General features: G+C 70.2%; 18 protein-coding genes and 1 pseudogene. 8 read left to right on the forward strand and 11 right to left on the reverse strand.

Features of this window, described 5'->3' with window-relative positions; translation table 11 throughout:
* Nucleotides 1-230 precede the first annotated feature (230 nt).
* From FHS13_RS15620 to FHS13_RS15650, 7 genes are all read right to left on the reverse strand, one after another.
* Nucleotides 231-734 (reverse strand): MerR family transcriptional regulator, encoded by a 504-nt coding sequence (locus FHS13_RS15620; protein WP_343065047.1) that lies wholly within the window; start codon nucleotides 732-734, stop codon nucleotides 231-233.
* A 428-nt stretch (nucleotides 735-1,162) separates the two neighbouring features.
* A complete protein-coding gene (locus tag FHS13_RS15625; protein WP_184292652.1) occupies nucleotides 1,163-1,636 on the reverse strand; it encodes a bifunctional nuclease domain-containing protein in 474 nt (157 codons plus the stop codon).
* 165 nt (nucleotides 1,637-1,801) lie between these two features.
* On the reverse strand, nucleotides 1,802-2,350 hold the full coding sequence (locus FHS13_RS15630; protein ID WP_184292653.1) for an FHA domain-containing protein: 549 nt from the start codon (nucleotides 2,348-2,350) through the stop codon (nucleotides 1,802-1,804).
* A 616-nt stretch (nucleotides 2,351-2,966) separates the two neighbouring features.
* The gene (locus FHS13_RS15635; RefSeq protein ID WP_184292787.1) at nucleotides 2,967-5,471 is read right to left on the reverse strand and encodes a mannose-1-phosphate guanyltransferase; all 2,505 of its coding nucleotides are present in this window, start codon (nucleotides 5,469-5,471) and stop codon (nucleotides 2,967-2,969) included.
* Between the two features lie 199 nt (nucleotides 5,472-5,670).
* Nucleotides 5,671-6,423, reverse strand: coding sequence for a cardiolipin synthase ClsA (gene clsA / locus FHS13_RS15640; RefSeq protein WP_184292788.1), 753 nt, complete (start codon nucleotides 6,421-6,423; stop codon nucleotides 5,671-5,673).
* 214 nt (nucleotides 6,424-6,637) lie between these two features.
* Complete coding sequence (locus FHS13_RS15645; RefSeq protein ID WP_184292654.1) at nucleotides 6,638-8,026, reverse strand: flavin monoamine oxidase family protein; 1,389 nt, start codon at nucleotides 8,024-8,026, stop codon at nucleotides 6,638-6,640.
* Nucleotides 8,027-8,128: 102 nt separating this feature from the next.
* Nucleotides 8,129-8,938 carry a PRC and DUF2382 domain-containing protein gene (locus FHS13_RS15650; RefSeq protein WP_184292655.1) on the reverse strand — a complete coding sequence of 270 codons (810 nt, stop codon included), beginning with the start codon at nucleotides 8,936-8,938 and terminating at the stop codon, nucleotides 8,129-8,131.
* Nucleotides 8,939-9,171: 233 nt separating this feature from the next.
* On the opposite strand from FHS13_RS15650, the gene FHS13_RS15655 reads away from it, so the two are divergent.
* Entirely contained in the window at nucleotides 9,172-9,948 is a 777-nt protein-coding gene (locus FHS13_RS15655; RefSeq protein ID WP_184292656.1) for a tyrosine-protein phosphatase, read from the forward strand.
* A 420-nt stretch (nucleotides 9,949-10,368) separates the two neighbouring features.
* Here FHS13_RS15655 and FHS13_RS21895 read toward each other — a convergent pair.
* Nucleotides 10,369-10,599: pseudogene (locus tag FHS13_RS21895) on the reverse strand (hypothetical protein); the annotation flags it as partial.
* 852 nt (nucleotides 10,600-11,451) lie between these two features.
* Between FHS13_RS21895 and FHS13_RS15665 the strand changes: the two are divergent.
* From FHS13_RS15665 to FHS13_RS15695, 7 genes are all read left to right on the forward strand, one after another.
* Nucleotides 11,452-11,670, forward strand: coding sequence for a hypothetical protein (locus FHS13_RS15665; protein ID WP_184292657.1), 219 nt, complete (start codon nucleotides 11,452-11,454; stop codon nucleotides 11,668-11,670).
* A complete protein-coding gene (locus FHS13_RS15670) occupies nucleotides 11,667-12,227 on the forward strand; it encodes a DUF6879 family protein (RefSeq protein WP_343065048.1) in 561 nt (186 codons plus the stop codon). Before FHS13_RS15665 ends, FHS13_RS15670 begins: the two co-directional genes overlap by 4 nt.
* 71 nt (nucleotides 12,228-12,298) lie before the next feature.
* The gene (locus FHS13_RS15675) at nucleotides 12,299-14,335 is read left to right on the forward strand and encodes an ATP-binding protein (protein WP_343065057.1); all 2,037 of its coding nucleotides are present in this window, start codon (nucleotides 12,299-12,301) and stop codon (nucleotides 14,333-14,335) included.
* Between the two features lie 100 nt (nucleotides 14,336-14,435).
* Nucleotides 14,436-14,603, forward strand: coding sequence for a hypothetical protein (locus FHS13_RS15680; RefSeq protein WP_184292800.1), 168 nt, complete (start codon nucleotides 14,436-14,438; stop codon nucleotides 14,601-14,603).
* A 90-nt stretch (nucleotides 14,604-14,693) separates the two neighbouring features.
* Complete coding sequence (locus FHS13_RS15685) at nucleotides 14,694-14,912, forward strand: hypothetical protein (RefSeq protein WP_184292658.1); 219 nt, start codon at nucleotides 14,694-14,696, stop codon at nucleotides 14,910-14,912.
* Between the two features lie 11 nt (nucleotides 14,913-14,923).
* On the forward strand, nucleotides 14,924-15,469 hold the full coding sequence (locus FHS13_RS15690; RefSeq protein WP_221443014.1) for a DUF6879 family protein: 546 nt from the start codon (nucleotides 14,924-14,926) through the stop codon (nucleotides 15,467-15,469).
* The gene (locus tag FHS13_RS15695; protein WP_184292660.1) at nucleotides 15,466-17,577 is read left to right on the forward strand and encodes a tetratricopeptide repeat protein; all 2,112 of its coding nucleotides are present in this window, start codon (nucleotides 15,466-15,468) and stop codon (nucleotides 17,575-17,577) included. Before FHS13_RS15690 ends, FHS13_RS15695 begins: the two co-directional genes overlap by 4 nt.
* A gap of 64 nt (nucleotides 17,578-17,641) precedes the next feature.
* Here FHS13_RS15695 and FHS13_RS15700 read toward each other — a convergent pair whose 3' ends face one another.
* From FHS13_RS15700 to FHS13_RS15710, 3 genes are all read right to left on the reverse strand, one after another.
* The gene (locus FHS13_RS15700; RefSeq protein ID WP_184292661.1) at nucleotides 17,642-18,112 is read right to left on the reverse strand and encodes an SRPBCC family protein; all 471 of its coding nucleotides are present in this window, start codon (nucleotides 18,110-18,112) and stop codon (nucleotides 17,642-17,644) included.
* 109 nt (nucleotides 18,113-18,221) lie between these two features.
* Nucleotides 18,222-19,868 carry an RICIN domain-containing protein gene (locus tag FHS13_RS15705; RefSeq protein ID WP_246405328.1) on the reverse strand — a complete coding sequence of 549 codons (1,647 nt, stop codon included), beginning with the start codon at nucleotides 19,866-19,868 and terminating at the stop codon, nucleotides 18,222-18,224.
* A gap of 380 nt (nucleotides 19,869-20,248) precedes the next feature.
* Nucleotides 20,249-22,717: an AMP-binding protein gene (locus FHS13_RS15710; protein ID WP_184292662.1), complete on the reverse strand. Its 2,469-nt coding sequence runs from the start codon at nucleotides 22,715-22,717 to the stop codon at nucleotides 20,249-20,251.
* Nucleotides 22,718-22,723: the final 6 nt, after the last annotated feature.

Raw genomic sequence — 22,723 nt, forward strand, 5'->3', positions numbered from 1 at the left:
AAAGACAGGGCGAATGTCAGGTTTCATCCCTGTTGTGAGAACGACCGTACTCGATACCGGTTCCCGAGGCGGAGTCCACCCGTGCGTTGGGCGCGTCACGCCGTGTCCGCGAGAGGAGGGGGAGGCCGTGTGGCCGTCCATCCACACGGACCCCCCAACTCCTACTCTGCCACTACTCTCGGACAGTTCGGGGTGGGAGGATCCGGTGGCCGCCCCTCGGGCCGCGCGGGTCAGCCGGTGCGGCGCTCCCGGCGGCGCCGGGCCAGCTCGTCGACCGGCTGGGGCGCCGTCTCGGGCAGGTCCGCACGCCCCTCGGCCGGGACCACGCCCAGGGCCTCCTCGAGTTCGCGCCAGACATTGGCCAGGGCGAGACCGAACATGCCCTGGCCCCGCTGCATGAGGTCGACGACCTCTTCGGGGGTGGTGCACTCGTAGACGCTCACGCCGTCGCTCATGAGGGTGATGCGCGCCAGTTCGGGCGCGGGCCGCCCGCGCAGGTGGTCGACCGCGGTCCGGATCTGCTGCAGCGATATCCCGGTGTCCAGAAGGCGTTTGGCCACCTTGAGGAGGAGGATGTCGGGAAGGCTGTAGAGGGGGGCGTTGTGGGCTCCGGCGCGCACGCTCGGCTCCACCAGGCCGGTCCTGGCCCAGTAGTCGAGCTGACGGTAGGTGATCCCGGCGGCGGTACACGCCGCGGGTCCCCGGTACCCGACGTCCTCAGGCAGCGCCACCACGTCCTCTTCGCACAGTAGGCCTTGCTGCCCTGCTAGCCGCAGCACGGACCGCCTGTCATGGGGTTCCCGCTTGCCGCTCGCCACTGCCACGCCGACCTCCGGCTACTCGTCCCGCGGCGGGCTCGACAGGGGATGTCCACTCGGGGAATGTGTGCGCCGCGGGTTCCACTGCACCGACCGTAGGCCGGGTGGATGGCAGCGTCAACGACGCACCCCGGCGCGTCGCCGAAGTGCGCGCACGCGGATGCGACCCCTCGCAAGGGCGGCGCCGCGCAGGCGCCCGCCGCTTTTCGGTCATGACCGCAACAGCCATTCCCCGCACCCAATCTATCATCAGCCCCACTGGAGAAACCGCAGGTCGCAACCGTGTGGCGGAGCCCGGACGGAGGAGAGCCGCGCCCACCGGACCGCCCCGGGAGCGCGGGACTTCAGTCGGTGCGGCGTCCGAAGTCCTCCGGCGAGATGTTGTCCAGGAACTCACGGAAGGCCTCGACCTGGTCCTCCTGCTCGTCGGGGATCGGCAGCCCGGCCTCCGCGATCACGTCCTCGTGCGCGTAGATCGGGGTGCCCGTCCGCAGCGCCAGGGCGATGGAGTCCGAGGGCCGGGCACTGACCTCCGCCCCGTTGCTGAACACCAGTTCGGCGTAGAAGACGCCGTCGCTGAGGCTGGTGATGTTGACCGTGGTGAGCGTGGTGTCCAGAGCGGCCAGCACGTCCCTCATCAGGTCGTGGGTGAGCGGTCGGGCGGGTGCCACCCCCTGTTGCGCCAGCGCGATCGCGGACGCCTCCACGTTGCCGATCCAGATCGGCAGGTAGCGGTCGCCGTCGGACTCCTTGAGCAGGACGATCGGCTGGTTCGAGGGCATCTCAACCCGGACGCCGACAACCTCCATGTGCTTCACAGCGGCTCCGTCCACGAGTCGTCATGCCGGATGGGCGCTCGTCCCTGCTCCCGGTCGGACCAGGACCCGAGGGCGAAATCGGCACCCTTCGTTACAAAGCTCTCCGGAGGCGGGGGGCCGCAAACCTCTTGGGCCTCCCCGCCGTCGTCGCCCGAGCCGCGCCGGTCAGCGGCGCGGCTTGGTCAGCAGGACCATCCGGAACTTGCCGATCTGGATCTCGTCCCCTCCGCCCAGCTCGGCCTCGTCGACCGGCTCGCGGTTGACATAGGTGCCGTTGAGGCTGCCCACGTCGCGGACACCGAACCCGTTGCCGCGGCGGAAGAACTCCACGTGCCGCCGCGAGACGGTGACGTCGTCGAGGAAGATGTCGCTGTTGGGGTGGCGCCCGGCGGTGGTCACGTCGCTGTCGAGAAGGAAGCGGCTGCCCGCGTTGGGGCCGCGCTTGACCACCAGCAGCGCCGTGCCCGGGGGCAGGGCGTCGGCGCCGGAGGAGTCCATGCCGCCGGCATCCTCCCCGGTCTCCTCTTCTTCCAGCGCCTGGATACCCGCGATGGAGATGGTGGAAGTAACGGACGCGGCTTCTGCGGCGGACTCGCCGCCGGCGGGTTGCGGGCTCGGCTGTCCGGCCCTGCGGATGGGGGTTCCGCAGTGGGAGCAGAAACGGGCATCATCCGCAACGGCGTGACCGCACTGCGTGCAGTAAACGCTCGACATAGGTCGGCTCGGCCTCCTACCGCACGGGGCGGTGCTTGAATCGGCTGATCGGTGGCACGCTCCGGATCCGGTGCGGGCACCCGGCCCGCACACCGCCCGGAACGCGGCGAGGCGTCCCGCTGTCACGGCAGTGGCGCGCCTCGCACGGTCGGTCGCTGAGTCTCGTCTCCCATGTTGTCCCCGCCGCCCCCGGTGGGGGTCCGCCGTTACCGAAAGGCCCGGTGCGGTGGGCGACGCGGTGTTCCAGGGAACACTCGACTCTAAACCATATCCCTGTCCAGGAAGGGTTCGGCTCCTCTCTCGGCCGGGCCGCGGAGGTCCCGCCGCACGGGCTGCGGAGCGGCGGAACCGGCGCCTGGAGCACCGGCTCCGTCCGCGGCCGGATCATCGGAAAGAGGGGCCCGTTCTGGTACCGATGCCTCTCCGGAGGATTTGGTTCGCTCCTGCGCCCCACGGATTTCCTCCGACTTCGCCAACCCGCCAAGACCTACCGTTATGTCCAAGTTTATCCAGAGGAGTCGAGATCGGGAGAAGTCATTTCGTCCCTTGATTTTCCCAGCTCGGTGTGGGCGCGGGCGGAGAGCTCCGCCCGCACCCGTGCGGCTGCCCGGGGGCCTCAGCCCTCGGCCCGCTCCACGACGGCCGCCCACTCGTCCAGGAGGCGGTGCGCGGTGTCCTGGTCGGGCCCCTCGGCCCACAGATGGGTCACGGCCTCCGCGGTGTCCGGCAGGACCAGGGCCCAGCTGCCGTCGGGCTCGATGACCCGTACCCCGTCGGTGGTGTCCAGCTCGCGGTCCCCGGCGGCCTCCACGACCGCGCGCATGACACTGCCCTTGACGGCCCACGGGGTGGGCACCGAACGCCGCTGGAGGTGTGCCTGGGGAATCGAGGCGTCGATCTGGCCCAGGGGCCGGCGGTCCCGCGCCACGAGGCCGAGGAGCCGGACGAAGGCGGCGATACCGTCGCCGGTGTGGCTGAACTCCGGAACGACGAAGCCGCCCCGGCCGTCCCCCGCCAGGACCGTCTCCGCCCCGTCGGCCTGCACCGCCTTGGTGAGCTCGTGCGTGGCCGTCGCCGTCCAGTGCACCTCGACGCCGTGCTTGGCGGCGACCGCCTCGGCGACCCGGGTCGTGGTGACGGGCAGCGCGACCCGGCCGCCCCCGCGCTCGGCGCACACCAGTTCCAGGACCACCAGCAGGGCACGGTCGTCGTCGACGAGCCGTCCCCGCTCGTCGACGACCGCCAGGCGCTCGGCCACAGGGTCGAACCGCACCCCGAAGTCCGCGCCGGAGTTGGCCACGAGCTCGCCCAGCCGCTCCAGGTCCCGGTTGCGCCGGGCCGCGGTGTCGGTGGGAGCGGCCTCGTCGAGCCGGTTGTTGACCGTGAGCACGTCGACGCCGATCCGCCCCAGCAGGGAGGGCAGGACGAGCGACCCGCTGCCGCCCGCGCAGTCCACCACGACCTTCAGCTCCGCCTCGGCCACACCGGAGGTGTCCACCGACCGCAGCAGTTCGTGCGTGTAGCTCTCGACGTTGCGCGAGGAGAAGGTGAGCTCCCCGATCTCGCCGGGGAAGGCGCGGCGGTACTCGGCACGCGAGAAGACCCGGTCCAGCTTGCGCTGGGCGGCCGGGGACAGGTCGGCACCGTCGGAGTCCAGGAAGAGGATGTCCACGGACTCGGGATCACCGGGCGTGGTGCGCACGACGATCCCGCCGCTGACCCCGCTCTGGGAGGTGTGGAAGCGCGCCACCGGCAGTGGCACCACCTCCATGTCGCGCACCTCGATCGCCGCGGCGGTGAGGGCGCTGATGATCGCCCTCTTGAGGGTGCGCGCCGCGCGGGAGACGTCGCGCGCGGTGGTGACGACCGCCCCCTTCTTCAGCGTGGTGGCGTAGGCGTTGGCCAGGCGCACCGCGAGCTCGGGGGTGATCTCCACGTTGATCAGCCCCGAGACGCCGCGGGGGCCGAACAGCGACCGCTGGCCGCGCGACTCCCAGATGACGTTGGTGCTGACCACCGCCCCGGCCTCGATGGTCTTGAAGGGGTAGACCTTGACGTCGTTGTGGAGATAGGCCTCGGACTCGACGACGCAGTCCTCACCGATGACCGCGCCCTCCTCGATGCGCGCGGCCGCCATGATGTCGGTGTTCTTGCCCACGACGGCACCGCGCAGGTTGGCGCCCCGTCCGACGAACACGTTGTCGTGCAGCACCGTGCGGTGGGCGAAGGCGTCGGCGCGCACCACGGCGTTGCTGCCCACCACGGTGAACTCGCGCAGCTCGGCGCCGGGTTCGACCTTGGCGTAGTCGCCGATGTAGAGGGGGCCCTTGAGGACGGCCTCGGGAGAGACCTCGGCGCCCTCTCCGACCCACACCCCCGGCGAGACCTCGAAGCCGTCGATCTCCACGTCGACCTTGCCCGAGAGGACGTCGGCCTGGGCGCTGAGGTAGCTCTCGTGGGTACCCACGTCCTCCCAGTAGCCGTCGGCCACGTAGCCGTAGAGGGGTTCGCCCTCCTCCAGGAGCTCGGGGAAGACGTCGCCGGACCAGTCGACGACCTCTCCGGCGGCGACGCGGTCGAGGACCTCCGGCTCCATGATGTAGATGCCGGTGTTGACGGTGTCGGAGAAGACCTGGCCCCAGGTGGGCTTCTCCAGGAAGCGCTGGATGCGGCCCTGCTCGTCGACGATGATGATGCCGAACTCGAGCGGGTTGGGGACCCGTTTGAGGGCGATGGTGACCTTGGCGCCCTTCTCCTTGTGGAAGCGCACCATGTCGGTGAGGTCGATGTCGGTGAGCGCGTCGCCGGAGATGACGATGAAGGGCTCGCCGCGCAGGTGCTCCTCGGCGTTCTTGACGCTTCCGGCGGTGCCCAGGGGCACCTCCTCCGCGACGTAGTGGAGCTTCATGCCGAGCTCCTCGCCGTCACCGAAGTAGTTGCGGATGAGGGTGGCGAGGAACTGGACGGTGACGACCGTCTCGGTGAAGCCGTGCTTGCGCAGCAGGCGCAGCACGTGCTCCATGATGGGCTTGTTGACGACCGGCAGCAGCGGCTTGGGCTGGTTGGCGGTCATGGGGCGCAGGCGGGTGCCCTCTCCGCCCGCCATCACCACGGCCTTCATCGGGGTCGCGCCGGTCTCGGCGGCGTCGTGGGACGCGGTCATCGCCGGCACCTCCGTACGGCGGCGCGGTCGGGGGATTGGGCCGGAGGCTGGTGTTCGGAGCGCGCGCCGCGGCGCGCGGTGGGACATGTTCTCATAGCGGAGACGACACTCCCTTTCGTTCCGACAGGACTCGCGGTGAGCCGGTCCGTCGGCGGGGTCAGGGGCCGCTGTGCCCCTGGTCCCGGCCCGGCGCGCCCGGGCGTTCGGCTGCCGCCGCGGAACTGCCGTCGGCGGTCGCCGGTGTGGCTGGATCGGTTCGATCCGTCTCCGGGCCGCGGGTCGCGTCGCTGTCGGCCGGGACCTGGCGGGCACCGGGGTGATCAGCGCGGTCGTCGCGGCGGGTCCGGGCGATCAGGCGCAGTCCCTGAACGGCGTAGAGCAGTCCGGCCCACCAATAGAGAGCCGTTCCCCAGAGTGCGAACGCCCAACCTATAATCCTCGCCACATCTCCGACGAGAGTCGCGTAACCCGCCAGGAACAGCAGCGGGAACGCGTAGAGCAGGCAGAGTGTCGCGGCCTTGCCCGCGAAGTTGACCGGGAGCGGGCCGTAGCCGAAATACCGCAGGATCGGCAGGGCGCCCAGGATGAGCGCGTCGCGCAGGACGAGGATGGCCATCAGCCACCACGGGACGATGCCGCGCACGACCAGGCCGAGCAGCGCGGCGAAGATGTAGAGCCGGTCGGCGAGCGGATCCAGGACCATGCCCAGGCGGGAGGTCTGGTTCCAGGCCCGGGCGATCTTGCCGTCGAGCCAGTCGCTGAGCCCGGCGAAGGCGAGTACCAGGAGGGCCCACCAGTCGGCCTCCGGCACCAGGACGAGCCACAGGAACAGCGGGACGCCCACCAGCCGGAGCATGCTCAGCAGATTGGGAACCGTCCAGATGCGGTCGCTGACCGCCTGGCTGGCCACATCGCCCCCCGCCCCATGTCCGTCGTCTTCCAACGATCGCCCCATGGCGCCCACCATAACGGGCGGGACCGCCGTGTTTCCCCCTCGGAGCGCCCCGCCCGTCCCGAGGACGCAGGGCTGCTCCCAGGCACATCGTACCCCTGATCGCTATGCGACGAGTGTCCGGCAACGACCGTTGCTGCGCCGAGAGGAGGGCCCCTGTCCCGGTCACCGGTCAGGAGCCGCCGAGGATCCGGTCGGCCTCGCGCAGCCCGGAGAGCAGCGCCCCGTGCACGGTGCCGATGTGCTCGACCTCCGTGGCCTCCCCCGCGAAGAACAGCCGGTCACCGACCGGTGCCCTCAGCACCTCGCGGTCGCCGTCGCCGGAGCCCACCGCGGTGTAGGAGAAGGACCCCCGCGAGAAGTGGTCGTCCATCCAGTGGGTGAGGTAGCTGTCCACGGGGTCAGGCGCCTTGCGGAACATGGTGCGCAGCGCCGCCATAGCGTGGGCCACGACCTCCTCGTCCGACATCCGCGACAGGAACAGGGCGGCGTTGCCGCCGTTCCGCCCCACCAGCAGAGGCACACCCATCACCCTCTGACCCGCGTACCAGTTGAACCAGGTGCCCTCCTCGTTGCCCAGGTGGACCAGCACCTCGGCGTCGCCCCAGAACACCTCGTCGAAACGCAGGAACAGCTTCTCCAGCCGACCGCTGCCCAGGCGGCCCAGGGCCCGCTGCTTGGCCGCGGGCAGCTCGGGCTCGAAACCGACCGCGCCCGCCTTGAGCACCCCCAGGGGGAGGGTGAGCAGGACCCTGTCGGCTCTCAGAGAGGTCTCGCCGCCCGGTACGCGCACCCGTAGCGACACGCCGCTCCCGTCGTGGGAGATCCCGAGCACCTCGTGCTCCAGGCGCACGTCCAGGCCCCGGGCCAGGTGGTCGGTGAGCTGGGACATGCCGTCGGGGAACACCAGGTCGTCGCCGCCGAACTCGTGCAGGGCGCCGAAGGCGGCGAAGGACACCTCCTCGGCCTCGGCGCCGTGGTCGTACTCGACGATGCGGTGCACGATCTCGTTGGCGTCGCGGGCGCGGGCGCGCACCAGGTTCGCCTCGTAGAGGGCCTGCTTGATACCCCCCTCCATCGACTCCTCGGAGCCGGCGCCGACGTTGGCCCAGTACATGTGCTCCTGCAGGAGGTGGACGTCCTCCATGTTGCGGCGGTGGCGATCGAAGAGCAGGCGCCGGCCCTTGGGGTCGTAGGCGGTCTCGGTGGCGCGGTTGAACACCTCGGTGCGTACGCCGGCCTCGCGGACCAGCTCGGTGAGCGGGTTGTTCTCCTCACCGCGCATCCAGGAGGCGCCCGTGTCCAGGGTGGCACCGTGCCAGTCCCCCACCGAGTGGATGCGCCCGCCCGTACGCGCACGGGCCTCCAGGACGGTGACACGCTCTCCCGCATCGGCGAGCCGGTCGGCGGCGGCCAGGCCGGCCATGCCCGCGCCCACCACGACGGTGTGTCCCCGGCCGGGTTGCGCCTCGCGCCCGCGCGGCTCCGGCGCCGCGGTCTCCTCGATACGCCCCGGCTCTCCCTGGGCGGCGGTCTCCTCGGTGTCACCCGGTTCGGTCATGGCGGTCCCCTCTGCGGTAGTCACCGGCTACTGGCGGATGTGTGCCCCGGGACGGCCGCGAGGGGGCGGGGCCGGTGCCCCACCCCCTCGCGGGTCCTCGCATCAGCTGCGCGGCGGACGGCCTCCGCGGCCCTCCTCGTCCTCTCCCTCGAACTCGATGCGCTCACTGCGACGCTCGCCCTGGACGTGCTCGTCGCGGGTCACGCGCTTCTTGCGCAGGTGGATCTCCTCGACGGGCACCTCCTTCTTGGAGACGACCGGGCGCTCCTCGTAGAGGGTGAAGGTCTCCTCTCCCTCCTCCATGGGCTCGTGCCGGCCCACCTGGGAGGCGTCGGTGACGGGACGCCGCTCGACCTCCAGCTCCTCGTGGCTGACGGGGACCGTCTCGTCGAACTGCTCCCGGTCGATGTGCTTGCGCATCCGGGCCTGGCCGCCCTCGCGGCGCTCGACGCCGACGTCGACCTGCTCCTCGGTGCGGTACACGACCTCGTCGTCCGCCCCGCCCCGCGTCCGGCCCTCCTGGCGCCCGGTCCGCTCGCGCCGGCCGGCCCCGGGACGCGCCTCGGTGCCCATCCCCTCGGTGCGGGTCTGGCCGGGGATGCCGCCGTGCATGGCGTAGTAGTCGCGGACCTGCTGCTCCTCGTCTCGGGAGATGTGGTCCTTGGCCTCGATGTTGGGTGCGTCCTTGACCGTGGCCTTGTCGTAGGGAACCTGGATGTCCTCCGCCACGGGGCGCGCGCCCTGGAGGGGCACCAGCGTCTCCCGCATGCCGAAGAGACCGGTGTTGACCGACGCCCATGTGGGGACGCCCGTTTGGTCGTCCAGGTACACCTGGCCGATCTTGCCGATGTTGTTGCCCTCGTCGTCCAGGACGTGATGTCCGATGAGGTCCTCCGCGCTGTGGCGTGCCATGGCTCTCCTCTCACCGTGTCGATCCAGCGAGCCGCAACCCGCCGCACCCTCCTTCGGTAACCCGCATCGACCTGGAGAAACGGAACTTTCCGAGCCTTGGCCCAAACGGGAAGTCCCGTTGACGCCGGCCGGCCCCGACCCGCCTACCTGCACATATCCGCCATGGGAAAGAAATGTGGGGATATATTCCCCGCCTTTACTTTTCCCTGTTCGGAGAAATAGCGTCCTCTCCCATGAGCCACGAGAGAGAAATCCGCTGGGAAGGCTTCTTCAACGCCCGCGATCTCGGAGGGCTCCCCGTCCGCGGGGGAGGCCTCACCCGCCGCGGGGCCTTCCTCCGCTCCGCCGACCCGCGCTTCGTCACCGAGGCGGGCTGGGCAGCGGCCCGTGCCGCCGGCGTCCGCACCGTCGTCGACCTGCGCAACGAGGACGAGATGCGGCCGGTCACCGGTGAGAGTGCGACGGAGCGGAGCGGTTCGGCCGCGTTCACCGCCGCCTCGGCAGGAATCTCCGTCCCACCCGGCCTGACCCGCCTGGAGGTGCCCCTCGACGACATCGAGGACACCGCTTTCTGGCTGGACACCAACCGCAGACGCCTGAACGGGAGCCCGCTCTACTTCCGTCCCTTCCTCGAGCACAAGGCCGAGCGGTGCGCCGCGGTGGTCACGGCCCTGGCCCGGACCGAACCCGGGGGCGTCCTGTTCCACTGCGGTGCCGGCCGCGACCGCACCGGCCTGGTCTCCCTGCTGCTCCTCGCCCTGGCGGGGGTCGAGGCCGAGGCGGTGGCCGCCGACTACGACCTCACGACGGAGGCGGTCGTCCCGCTCTTCGCCGCGATGGGAGTGCCGGACCAGGGCCCGGCCGTCGCGACGGTGCTCACCGAGCGCGGCCTGACCCAGCGCGACGCCGTGCTCGACGTCCTCGCGGACCTGGACCCGCAGGGCTACCTCCTGGCCGCCGGGGCCGCCCCCGAAGACCTCGCCGAGCTCCGCACCCGCCTCCTGGGCTGACCGGCGCCCCTCCCAAGGCAGGGTGCCGTCGGGGCCGAGATGGGCCCTGCCCCACTGGAACGGTGACTCCCTCGGCGGCCAGGGGCGCATTCCAGGCAACGGCACCGGCAGGCGCGCACGCGCGCTCATCCGGGTCTCCGTCAACCTCCCCCGAGGAGGGCATGACACGAGCCCGAGATGGGCAGGGCCCGCTGGCGTCCTGCCTTCCGGCGCAGCGGAAGACGCAGGAGGTCGTCTTGCCCCGCCTGGGGCCGGACAGGACGGCCTCGGAAAAGTCCCTATGCTCCATGGAGACTCCCCGAAGAGAGGTGTCCGGGGGCCGGGGCTGCACGGGCGGAGTTGCTCAGCGGTGCTTGCCGCCTTCACCGAGGAAACGAAGGTGTGCCACTCTGCCGAGGCGAACACCAGATGCCCGAGCTCAGGCTGCTCGAAGTCGCACACATACGCATCGGACTCCACCTCGACGCACGTGGGGTCATCCCCGCTGCAACCGCTCTTCCCCAACCCACCACCTCGACACACTCCCCACTGGCTTTGGAGAAATTGCTCTTCAAGTGCTGCCAGTCTGGACCGGGAGGCTTCATTTCCAGTGATCTTGTACCTACAGCAAAGTTCGAACGCCCTCGGCTTCTGTCCTTCTCGGCAGCACACGCCTCCTTGAGTGACTTGCAGGGTTTCTTGAAGCCATCAAACATGTTCCGGGAGGACCAGAAAGCACACGAATATGCAGCATCAGTATGCGTCTTCCAAAACCATGAAACACGAGGCATATCCAACCTCGCTGCAAGTACAAGCGTCACGCCGAGGGAACCCCCGGTCGGTGTCGGTGCGCCGCCGCTGGGCGCGGGCACAGCGGGCCTTGGCTCGCTGGTGGAAAGTGGTGGACCGTAGCCGCACTTGCTGATGTCGCGTTGGACGTCGCGGCTGGTCACGGTCCGTCAGCGGCTCCAGCTTCCAGAGCGCAGAAAGGGGGTGGTGAACACGGCGATCGGGCAACCGGACATTCGCTCTACTCAGCTCCGATAACGTCCTCGCCCAGACCGGAGAACCGGCACGGGCCAGAGCACCTGGCACCGCACCGGACCACCTGCGCGACCACGGCAACCTCCGCGCAGCAGGGGCGAAGAGCATCTGAGCAGCCTGTCTCCTCAGGGGAACATTCCTGATCTTTCGGCAGCAGTGCGCCTGTGTCGGCATCCGGGCGGGCACTCTCTTCTTCAGCTTTTCGACAAGATCTCGTGTGTGGGTGGTGGAAGGCATGGAGCACAACAGCGACGGCGGCGTCCCTGAGGAGAACACCGACCGGCTGCGCGAGGCACTCGCCGCTGCCGACATCAAGCGGCTCGCACGCGCGTCCCGTGAGGGTGACGGAGACGAAGTGGAACAGATACGGCAAAGGTACGTGGACCGGCAGTCCGGATATGGCCAAAATCCTTGCAGGACAGGGGTTTCGTGTTAGCTTCAGGCCCAGAGATCGTTCCTTCGAGGCTCGATCGGAGCGCCATGGAACTGGAAATACTCGCCAAGGATGACAAGTCCGGACACGGAGGGTGCCCCTCCGTCTATCTCAGCGACACTGGCGAGTTCGTCGTCCAGGGTCTGGAACTGAACGACACCGACTTCGCGAAACTGGCCAACCCTCTGCCGGGTGAGAGCGCAGTCCGGATCTCCCCCGAGATCGTGCTCGCCGCGGTCGAGCGCTACCGGCGGAGGGGGAGGTGATTCTGGAGAGAAGCGAATCCCAACCCATCAGCGGGGACGAGCTCAGCCGTTTCTTCGAGGAGTGCCAATACACCGCGTTCCGCCTGGAGACGCTCCAGGTCTACGACGTCGGCTACGAGGAGGAGGCCTTCCGGCGCTTCCTTGCCGACGGAGCGGTGGTCACCTCCAGGTCCCATGAGGAGTGGGCCCGCTGGGTCGGCAGCGGGCGGCAGTTCCGCCGGGTCCATGTCGTGGCCGAACCCCTCACGGACTACGTGAGGTTCGAGTGTGCTTGGGCCTACCGATCCAGCGTGGAGGCCGGCGAGGACGTGAACATCCTGCCTGTGGCCGAGGGCGAGTGGCCGCAAGGCATTCCTCGGTTCGACTACTGGTTGTTCGACTCCCACCAGCTCGTGCGTATGAACTACGCCCCCGACGGCAGCATGCTCACCCCCGACCTGGTGACCGACCCCCAGCAGATCGTGCAGGCCAACGTGATACGCGACCGGGCACTGCATCTGGCCATTCCTTTCACCGAATACGAGAAGCGTTTCGACGCCGACATGCGCTCCCTGTGACAAATCAACAAGAAAACATCAACACTGACAACAAAGTCCGCGATGTCAACGGCACCGTTGTGCAGGCCGGTGTGGTCCATGGAGATGTCGTCATCTCCCCGAGCACCCGGAAGCCGTCGGTGCCACGACAGCTCCCCTTCTCCCCCAATGGGTTCGTCGATCGAACCGAGCACATACGGCACCTCGACGTGCTGGCCGGGGAAGTTGACAACGGCGTCCCCATCGCCATCGTCTCTGGGCCGCCAGGGGTGGGGAAATCGGCATTGGCTCTACATTGGGCACACCGTATGCGCGACAGGTTCCCTGACGGTGATCTCTATGCCCATATGCACAGTCATGCCCCGGGGCCAAGGGTGGAGGCAGCCCAGGTCCTCGACTCGTTCTTGCGCGCACTCGGTGTCAGCGGCGATCGCATTCCGCTCGATCTGGACGGCCGGGCCTCCCTCTTCCGTTCCCAACTCGACGGCAGGAACGTCTTGGTCGTCATGGACGACGTCCTCGATCCTGCCCAGGTCCGGCCCTTGCTCCCTGCTTCACCAGGGTGCATGGTGCTCATCACCAGCCGCAGCAGTCTCTCGGGATTGATCAGCCGAGAGGGCGCTCGGCGCCTCCCCCTGGATGTCCTGGCGGCGGATGATTCGGTGGAGCTGCTCCGCCAGTTCGTGGGAGCGCGCGTGGATGATGCGCTTGAGGACGCACGCCATATCGCCGAGCACTGTGCCCACCTGCCTCTGGCCTTGCGTGTCGCCGCGGAAAGGCTGACCGACCGCTGGAACACACCCCTCTCAGCTCTGGTGTCGGAACTCGCAGCAGAGGAATCTCGTCTGGACACCTTGTCGGAGGAGGACGAGTTGAGCGATCTGCGCGCCGTGATGGCGGCGTCCTACGAAGCACTCGAAAACGGCACCGCCCTTTTCTTCCGGACACTGGGGCTGCATCCGGGGACGGAGTTCTCCGCCGGGGCCGCGGCAGCCCTCACCGGAGTGGCGCAGGACGCTGCCCAGCGGTTCCTGGAGCGTCTGGTCCGGGCGAACCTCGTGGAGCGGCCCCGGCCTGGCCGATACCGGCTGCACGACCTGGTGCGGCTGTACGCGGTGGAGCGGGTAGCCGCCGAGGACGGGGCCGACGCAGCGCGCGGGGCGGTGGGACGTGTGGCCCGGTGGTACACGCACGCCGCTGCCCAGGCGCAGCGGACCGAGCTTCCGAACTTCCCGGTCGTGCCGGGTGGGGATCCCCCTGCCGATCTGCCGGAATTCGGGTCTCCCGGTGAGGCCCTGGGCTGGTTCGAGCAGGAGCGGACGAACCTGATCGCCGTTCTGGAATCCGCTCACGAGCACGGTCACCATGACACCGTCTGGCGGCTGGCCGCGAGTGTCTACCCGTTCTTCGAGGTGCACCGGCACTGGGACGAGTGGCGTGGCATCCACGTCATCGGGCTGAGGTCCGCCGCATCGGCAGGCAGCGCCTACGGCCTGGCTCGCAACCACCTGGGGCTGGGTGATGCCCTGTGGAAACTCGGTGAGCTGGACGGGGCTCTCCACCACTACCGGACAGCGCTGGAGGCGGACGACCCCTGGGTCCAGGGCTTCGCGCTCCGGCAGTTGGGGACGATTTCCTGGCAGCGAGGTGAGCACGGTGACGAGGCGGTCGGGTACGTGGAGCGCGCCATCGACGCCTTCCGGAGCGCCGAGGAGCGGCGCGGGGAGGCGATGTGCCTGCTCAGCCTGGCCGAGTTCGCCGCCGACACAGGACGCTTCGAGGAAGCTCGGGAGCACGCCCGGAAGGCGGTGGAGGTCTTCGAAGCGACCGGAGACACATGGAGCGTGGCCTGGGGCCGCTGCACCCTCGGCCGCGCTCTGGTCCCGCTCGGCCGGCCCAAGGAGGCGTTGGCCGCCTACCGCGCCGCCGAGGAGGTGTTCGCCGACCACGGCGACCAGGACAGCAGGACGATCGCCCTGCTCGGCCTCGGCGATGTCCATGTCCGGCTCGGCGAGCCGGAGCGGGCTCGGGAGGCACTGGGCGCCGCCCTGGACCACCTGCGCGACCACGGCGACCCCCGCGCCGCGGAGGTCGAGGAGCGCTTGAGCGGCCTGACGGCCGGCGGCTGAAGCTGCCCGTGGAATCGGCCGTCCCACAGGTGTGTGCCTGCTTCGACCTCTGCGGCGGGCACACGCCTGAGAGGTTTCTGGACAAGGTCTCGTGTGTGGTGTGCTGGAAGACATGGAGCACGACCGTGACGCCCCCGCCCTGGAGGAGACCGCGCACGTGTTGCGCGATGCGCTCGCTGCCGCCGACATCAAGCGGCTCGTGCGTGCGTCGCGCGAGGGGGACGGGGACGAAGTGGAACGGATACGGCAAAGGTATGTGGACGGGTAGGCCGGACATGGCCAGAATCCCTACTGGGCAAGGCTTCCGTGTTAGCTTCGAGTTCTGGGAAACGTTCCTTCGAGGCCCGATCGGAGTGCCATGGAACTGGAGCTGCTCGCCAAGGACGACAAGTCGGGCGACAAAGGCTGCCCTTCCGTCTATCTCAGCGACACGGGCGAGTTCGTCGTCCAGGGCGCGGGCCTGAACGACTCCGATTTCGCGAAGCTGGCCAATCCCCTGCCGGGCGAGACCGCGGTCCGCATCTCCCCCGAGATCGTGCTCGCCGCGGTCGAGCACTACCGGCGGAGGGGGATGTGACTGTTCGGGACATGGGGCTCCGCCCGGTCAGCGAGACCGAGTTCGACCGCTTCTTCGAGGAGTTCCGGTACACCGCGTTCCGTCTGGAGACACTCCAGGTCTACGACGTCGGCTATGAGAAAGAGGCGTTCCGCCGCTTCATGGTCGACGGAGAAGTAATCGCCCCCGCCTCCCGCAAGGAGTGGACGCGCCTCCTCGGCAGTGGGCGGCAGTTCCGCCGGGTCCACGTCGTCGTCGAACCTCTGACGGACTATCTGCGGTTCGAGTGCGTGTGCGCCTATCGCTCCAATGTCAAAGCGGGCGAGGATGTCAACATCTTGCCCGTGGACGAGGGCAAGTGGCCGCAGGGCATCCCCCGGTTCGATTACTGGCTGTTCGACTCCCACCAGCTGGTGCGCATGAACTACACCCCCGACGGCACCATGCTCACCCCCGAACTGGTGACCGATCCGGAGCAGATCGTGCAGGCCAACGCAATACGCGACCGAGCTCTGCACCTGGCCATTCCCTTCACCGAGTACGAGAAGCGTTTCGACGCCGACATGCGCCCCCTGTGACAGATCAGCAAGAGCACCCGAGCACCAGCAACACCGTCCACACGGCCGATGGGACCGTCGTGCAGGCAGGCACGGTCCACGGAGACATCATCGTCTCCGCGGACGGCCGTGGCCCTTTGGTGCCTCGGCAGCTCCCTTTCTCGCCCAGCGGGTTCGTCGACCGGGTCGATCACCTACGGGATCTCGACGTACTGGCCGGCGGGACCACGTGCGACGTCCCCATCGCCGTCATCTCCGGGCCGCCAGGGGTAGGCAAGTCCGCGCTGGCCCTGTACTGGGCGCACCGCATGCGCGCCAGGTTTCCGGGTGGCGATCTCTACGCCCACATGCACGGCCACGCCCCGGGACCGCGGACAGAAACCGCTCAGGTCCTGGATTCCTTTCTGCGTGCTCTCGGCGTCAGCGGCGACCGTATCCCCCTCGATCTGGACGGCCGCGCCTCCCTCTTCCGCTCCGAACTCAGCGGCAGGCGCATGCTGGTCGTCATCGACGACGTCCTCGGCCCCGCCCAGGTCCGGCCTCTGCTCCCCGCCTCTCCCGGCTGCATGGTGATCGTCACCAGCCGCAGCAGCCTCTCCGGGCTGGTGAGCCGAGAAGGTGCTCGACGCCTCTCGCTGGACGTCCTGGCGATGGACGATTCGGTGGAGCTGCTCCGCCGGACTGTGGGAACACGTGTGGACGAGGCTCCCGAGGAAGCACGGCGTATCGCCGAACACTGCGCTCGCCTCCCCCTGGCCCTGCGAGTCGCGGCTGAGAGGCTGACCGACCGCCGGGATGTGCCCCTGTCGGATCTGGTGTCGGAACTGTCCGCGGAGGAGTCCCGCCTGGACGCCTTGTCGGAGGAGGACGAGTTGAGTGATCTGCGCGCCGTGATGGCGTCGTCCTACGCAGCTCTGGATGACGACACTGCCCGTTTCTTCCGGCTTCTGGGCCTGCACCCGGGAGCGGAGTTCTCCGCTGCTGCCGCAGCGGCTCTCGCGGATGTCCCGCAGGCCGCTGCCCGACGGTTCCTGGAGCGTCTGGTCCGTGCACATCTCGTGGAGCGGACGCGTCCCGACCGCTACCGGTTGCACGACCTGGTACGGCTGTACGCGGCGGAGCGGACCACCGCCGAGGACGGTCCCGCCACGGCAGGAGAGGTGGCGGAGCGTGCCGCTCGATGGTACACGCACGCCGCTTGCCGGGCCCAGCAGGCCGCGCATCCGCACTTCCCCGTCGTCCCAGGTGCGGAACCGTCCGGACAGCTGCCGGAGTTCGGTTCTCCTTCCGAGGCGCTGACCTGGTTCGAGCAGGAGCGGACCAACCTGCTCGCCGCCCTGGACTCCGCCCACGGGCACGGACACCACGACATCGCTTGGCGCCTGGCTGCGAGCGTCTATCCGCTCTTCGAGCGGCACCGCCACTGGGACGAGTGGCGGGGCATGCAGGTCATCGGTCTGAGGTCGGCCGAACTGGCGGGCAGTTCTCTCGGTCTCGCGCGCAACCACCTGGGGCTGGGTGATGCCCTGTGGCTGCTCGGCGATGTCGAGGAAGCCGCAGGGCACTACCGGGCTGCGCTGGGTTCGGGAGAGCCCTGGGTCGAGGGGTTCGCGTTGCGGCAGCTGGCCCTGCTGTCCTGGCAGCGGGGCGAACGCGGTGCCGAGGTGATCGGCCTCGTGGAACGCGCCGTCACCGCGTTCCGCGAGGCCGGGGAACGGCGCGGGGAGGCGATGTGCCTGCTCAGCCTGGCCGAGTTCGCCGCCGACACCGGGGACTTCCAGGAGGCGTTGGTCCACGTCCGGGAGGCGGTGCGGGTCTTCACGGAGATCGGGAACGTGTGGAGCGTGGCCTGGGGCCGCTGCACCCTCGGCCGCGTCCTGGCCGGGCTCGGCCGGTTCGGCGAAGCACGGGAGGCCTACCGTGCGGCCGAGGAGGTGTTCGCCGACCACGGCGACCAGGACAGCAGAACGATCGCCCTGTTCGGCCTCGGTGACGCCCACCTCCACCTCGGCGAACCCGAACAGGCCCGGGAGGCGCTGGGCGCCGCCCTGGACCACCTGCGCGACCACGGCGACCCCCGCGCGGCAGAGGTCGAGGAGCGCTTGAGCGGCCTGGCAACCGGCGGGTGAGGGCGCGGATCGGGCCCGGGTCGAGGCCTCGGCTGCTTCCGTCGGGGCCTCGCACCACGCACGGTCACTGCTCGACGTAGGCCGCGAGGTTGGCCAGGGACGAGGCGAGCCCCTCCTCGTGGTCGGCAGGGGAGATGCCCGGGGGCACGCCCGTCGCCTCGACGGTCACCAGCGTGCCCTCGGGGACCTCCGTGAGCTGCCAGGTCATCGTCATCGTGCCGGCGAACTCGGGGTCCGGGGAGTCGAAGACGCCCCGCTGCACGATCCGCTCGCCCGGGACCAGTTCGGCGAACTCGACCTCGGCGACGTCGCTGGACCCGGTGGTCTTGCCCTGCGCGGAAGCGGGGTCGGTGTAGGTCAGCACCATGCGGTATCCGCCGCCGGGGCGGGGGTCGAAGCGCTCGATGCGGCCGGTCATACCCTCCGGAGGCAGCCAGGCCTCGAGGGCGCGCGGGTCGGTCATCACCGCGTAGACGTGCTCCGCGCGGGCGCGGACGGTGCGGCTCGCTCTGTCGGTGCGCTGCTGCGGTTCCATGGTCGGCACCCTCTTCCGCCCTCTTCGGTGTCCTCCTTCCGACACTAACCGGGGGTACCGACGATCGGCCGGTGTCCCGGGGGGCGCGTCCGCCCCCCGGGACCGCCGGTCAGCAGGTGTTGTTCCGGCTGTTGTTCCAGGTGATGTTGCGGACGACCGTGTTCGAGGCACACGGGTTCTCGTTGATCGCCGTGTTGTTCAGGGTCAGGTTCTGGAAGGTGACGTCGCGCGTGTTGGCGAACTCCGAGCGGGCGGCGATCCGGATGTCGCCCGGTCCGGACACGGTTCCGCCCTGCTCTGCGACGGTGACGTTGTAGCAGTTCTCGATCAGCATCGCGTTGCTGCCGGTGTCGGCGATGTCCACGCGCTCGATCACCGCGCCGCCGCTCTCGGAGACGCAGAAGATCCCCCGGCCGCCGCCGCGGGCGCGGACCTCGCCGACCCGGATGTTGGCCGGGTAGGAGTTGCCCACGCGGCCGTTGCGGTTGGCCATGCGGAAGGCCGCGTAACCCGTACCGGTGCCCGCGCCGACGGCGTCGACCCTGCCGACGGTGGCGTTCACGGTGTCGTTGAGCAGCAGGCCCGAGTAGGCCGTGTTGCGGGCGGTGACGGTGCCGATGGTCAGGCCGTCGACGCCGTAGGTCTCCACACCGTGGTTCCCGGTGCCCGAGACGTACACGTCGTCGATGCGGATGTTGCGCGCCTCGCGGACGGCGTCGTTGTCGCGGCTGTCGATGCGCATGCCCAGTCCGCCGGACAGGCGCAGGTCGATCTGCCCGAAGTGGACGTTCTGCGAGGTGCGCACCCATACGCCGAAGTACGGGTTTCCGGTCAGGGTCAGGTGCGGAACGGACACGTTGGTGACGTGGCGGATGCGCACGGCCGCGTTGTTGGCGCTGGGTGTGCCGGTCACGTTGATCGTGCCGCACACCTCCAGGGAGGTGTGGCTGGGCAGGTCCAGCGAGGTGTTGGCCGGCATCGAACCGGATCCGCGCACCACCACGCGCTCCTGCGAGCTGCGGCCCGGCGTCAGGCCGTCGACCGCCGCCCGCATGGCGGTGAGCATGTCACCGCCGCTGTAGAGGGTCGTCCCGCCGCGGCGAGCGGTCCAGGTGGAACCGTTCTGGACGGCCTCGGTGTGGTAGCTGCCGCTGCCGCAGTCGCCCGAGCCGTTCCCGCCGTCGACGCGGACCAGGTCCCAGACCTGGTTGTTGCCGCCGGTGGAGTCGTACTGGGACAGGCGGGCGGCCGGTTCGGTGCTCCACTCCCAGACCTCGAGGGCCTTGCCGCTGTGGCGGTTGATCAGCTGCACCCCGCCGGCGGTGTCGACCGGGCGCCACTGCTGGTTGGCGCCGTTGTTGTCGGTGTACTGGCGGATCTCGGCGCCGTTGGCGGTGGAGCGTTCCCACACGTCGAGTGCCTTGCCGCTGTGGCGGCTGACGATGCGGTAGTGGCCGTCGCCGGAGGAGACGAAGCGGAACTGCTGCCAGGCGGCGTCGGTGCGGTGCCACTGGATGACCTCGGCACCGTTGTCGGTGGAGCCGTTGAGGACGTCGGCGACCATGCCGCTGTGCCGGTTGACCAGCACGTAGTAGGCGCCGGTGTCGATGTCGGCGGCCGCTGCGGGGGCCGGCACCGCGGAGACGCCGCCCATGCAGAGCAGGGCGGTCAGGGCTGTGTACAGGACGTGGCGCAGGTGCCCCCGACGGCGGGGTCCGGGGGCGGGGCCGCCGGACCGGGGGGATCTGTCAGGCAATGCTGCTCCTCGTGTGCGGTCCCAGGGCGTGCCCCGGGATGCGGTTCGGGGGGTGTGGGAGCGCTCCCGGATTTCGGAACCTAACACGGAATGCGCATTCCGGGTATCCGTGCAACTACTTTCGGAGACCAAGAACGGGCCGGTGCGGGCCCGGGGCTCCGCACCGGCCCGCGCACGCGTCCGCCCGCCCCGACGCCTCCAGGCCCTGTTTTTGGATCATCTCGGGCTGCACGGCCGCCAGGCGCCCCCTTGCCGCGTCGGAGAGCTTGCGAAGCCGACCAGGCTGAGCTGCGCTCCCCGCCTCGCAAGGGAACACCTGGCCGGCCGTTCGCCGGAGGATCGGCTCCGCCGATACGGCGAGAGCATCCAAAAAACAGTGCCTAGCGGGGGCGGCGCCCCTGGACCGAGTAGATCGCGCAGGAGCTCGCCCGGAAGGAGGGGTCGGCCAGGAGGGCGCGCACGTCGGCGAGCTTCCCGTCGGTCATCCCCTCGCGCAGGAACGCCTCGCGCAGGTGCCGGGTGTGGTGCGCGATCAGGTGCACGCCGGGGGACCCCGCGTCCCACAGTTCCAGCCGGGGGCGGGGGTCGATCTCCACCAGTCCCGCCCGGCGCATCGCATCGGCGGCGTTGCGCCCCCAGGCCGGATCGGCTCCGGCCCTCACCATCAGCCTCGTCTTGGCCTCCTGGAACTCCTCGTAGAGCTTCTGCGCCCGGGCGTCGGGCATGAGCAGCGCCGGGCCGTAGGTGATGTCGAACTCGTCGAGCTGGAGCACCCCGCCGGGTTTGAGGGCGCGCACCAGGCGGTCCAGGACCGCGATCCGCTCCGGCAGGTGCAGCAGCACCAGCCGGGCGTGGACGAGGTCGAAGGCGGCCTCGGGAAGCGGGTCGCGGACGATGTCGTGGCGGACCACCGACAGCCCTTCCGCGGCGGGGATGCGCTCCGGCTTGATGTCGGTGGCCAGGACACTTCCGGCGGGCGCGACCCGGCGGGCCAGCCAGAGCGCGACGCTGCCGCCCCCGGCACCCACCTCCAGGCAGCGCCACCCCGGCCCGACCCCCGTCTGTTCGAGGCGTTCGACGGTCATCGGATCGTAGGCGGCCGCCAGGAAGCGGTGCTGGTCGGAGGCGTGCTCGCTGTGGTTGTCGAAGACATAGCGGTCCGCACCGCCGGTTTCGGGCACCGCCTCGGTAGTGGTGTCGGTCATCGGTCCTCCTTCGGTCGGGGGTCGCCCTGCTGCTCGGACGGTCTCGGTCGCGATGCGGGCCAGGGTGGCCGTGCACACCTTCCCGGTCGGGCCCAGCGGGAGTTCGGGCAGGACGACCACGTGCTCGGGAAGCTTGCGCCGGTCCAGGCCCCGTTCGCGCAGGAAGGCGATCAGCTCCTGCCCGGAGGGAGGGACGGCCCCCGCCACGGGGGACACACACGCGCACATGCGCTCGCCCAGGTCGGGGTCGGGCACGGGGACGCAGTGGACGTCCGCCAGCAGGGGGTGGGCGCCGAGCTCGCGCTCCACCTCGGCGGGGAAGACGTTGACCCCGCCCCGGATCACCGTCCGTCGCAGGCGGTCCACCACCCACAGGACGCCGTCGCGGTCCAGCCGGCCCAGGTCGCCGGTGCGCACCCATCCGCCCGGGGCCCGGCGTTCGGCGTCCAGGCCGGGTGCGTCGACGTGGCACAGCGGTGTCATCGGGCCCAGCGCCCAGATCTCGCCCGTCTCCCCTGCCGGGAGCGGACGGCCGCCGGGGTCGCGGATGCTCAGCTCGGCCACGTCGGGGGCGGGGCGCCCGGCCATGCCGGGCTCCCAGGCCCCGGGGCGGCCGCCGGTGTGGCAGTTGACCCCGTCGGTGGAACCGTAGACGTTGATCACCGGCCGGCCGAAGCGCCGCAGGCAGAGGTCGTGCACCTCCCGGGTCAGCGGCGCCCCGCTGGCCACGACCGCGCGCAGGGACGAGGTGTCGGCCCGCTCGGGCAGGGCGGCGACGCGCCGCAGCATCGTGGGCACCCCGATCAGGTGCGTGGGGCGGTGCCGTTCGATCGCGCGCAGGGCCGCGGCGGGGTCGAAGCGGGGCAGGACCACCAGGGTCCCGCCGTGCCGGGCCAGGGTCACCGGCACCCCGCAGGAGCCGAAGGAGGAGGCCAGCGAGACGAGCACCAGGTTGCGCATCGGCTCGGGCCCGGTGTGCAGCGCCGCGAGGTAGTTGCCCCGGCCGCCGGCCATGGCGTTGTGCGTGTAGGCGACCATCGACGGCTCCCCCTCCGACCCCGAGGAGAGCAGGATGCGGGCCGGGGACTCGGGGTCGGGCCGGGCCGGGCTCCAGCGGCCGGGCTCGTCCGGACCGGTCCGGTCCAGGCTGTGCGTCCCCGGGCGCGCGGGGCCGAACGTCCACACCCGGCGCAGATGCGGCAGGTCCGCGCGGTCCGTCTCGTGTGCCCTGCCGGGCACGGTGACGAGGCCGGCCGCCCGGGAGCGGCGCAGAAGGGCGCGCACGTCGTCCGGGGACCGGCCGTCGGGGACGGGGAGCGCGACGGCCCCCACGGCGGCGACGGCGAGTTCGGCGACGACCGCCTCGCGCCCGTTGGGCAGCAGGACGGCGACCACGTCGCGTTCGCCGGTCCCTCCGGCTGCCAGTGCGGCGGCCGCGCTCCGCACCCGGGCGTCCAGAGCGGCGTAGTCGAGCGTTCCGCGGTCGTCGACGACGGCCTCCCGGCCGGGGAAGGCGCGCACGTGCTCGCGGAACAGGGTGTAGAGGTCCTTGCCGGGGCACCAGCCCCGGGCGGTCCACTCCGCGCGCAGGCCGGGGGGAACGAGGTCGGCCAGCACCAGTCCGTTGGACGAGGTCCACGTCATCGCGTC

Origin of the sequence: Nocardiopsis algeriensis (genome assembly GCF_014203695.1) — a bacterium.
GTDB classification, from domain to species: Bacteria; Actinomycetota; Actinomycetes; order Streptosporangiales; family Streptosporangiaceae; genus Nocardiopsis; species Nocardiopsis algeriensis.

Coding starts and splice junctions, on each gene's coding strand:
- FHS13_RS15630 (WP_184292653.1), bottom strand. CDS start 2,350: ATGTCGAGCGTTTACTGCACGCAGTGCGGTCACGCCGTTGCGGATGAT.
- FHS13_RS15635 (WP_184292787.1), bottom strand. CDS start 5,471: ATGAAGGCCGTGGTGATGGCGGGCGGAGAGGGCACCCGCCTGCGCCCC.
- FHS13_RS15645 (WP_184292654.1), bottom strand. CDS start 8,026: ATGACCGAACCGGGTGACACCGAGGAGACCGCCGCCCAGGGAGAGCCG.
- FHS13_RS15650 (WP_184292655.1), bottom strand. CDS start 8,938: ATGGCACGCCACAGCGCGGAGGACCTCATCGGACATCACGTCCTGGAC.
- FHS13_RS15655 (WP_184292656.1), top strand. CDS start 9,172: ATGAGCCACGAGAGAGAAATCCGCTGGGAAGGCTTCTTCAACGCCCGC.
- FHS13_RS15665 (WP_184292657.1), top strand. CDS start 11,452: ATGGAACTGGAAATACTCGCCAAGGATGACAAGTCCGGACACGGAGGG.
- FHS13_RS15685 (WP_184292658.1), top strand. CDS start 14,694: ATGGAACTGGAGCTGCTCGCCAAGGACGACAAGTCGGGCGACAAAGGC.
- FHS13_RS15690 (WP_221443014.1), top strand. CDS start 14,924: ATGGGGCTCCGCCCGGTCAGCGAGACCGAGTTCGACCGCTTCTTCGAG.
- FHS13_RS15700 (WP_184292661.1), bottom strand. CDS start 18,112: ATGGAACCGCAGCAGCGCACCGACAGAGCGAGCCGCACCGTCCGCGCC.
- FHS13_RS15710 (WP_184292662.1), bottom strand. CDS start 22,717: ATGACGTGGACCTCGTCCAACGGACTGGTGCTGGCCGACCTCGTTCCC.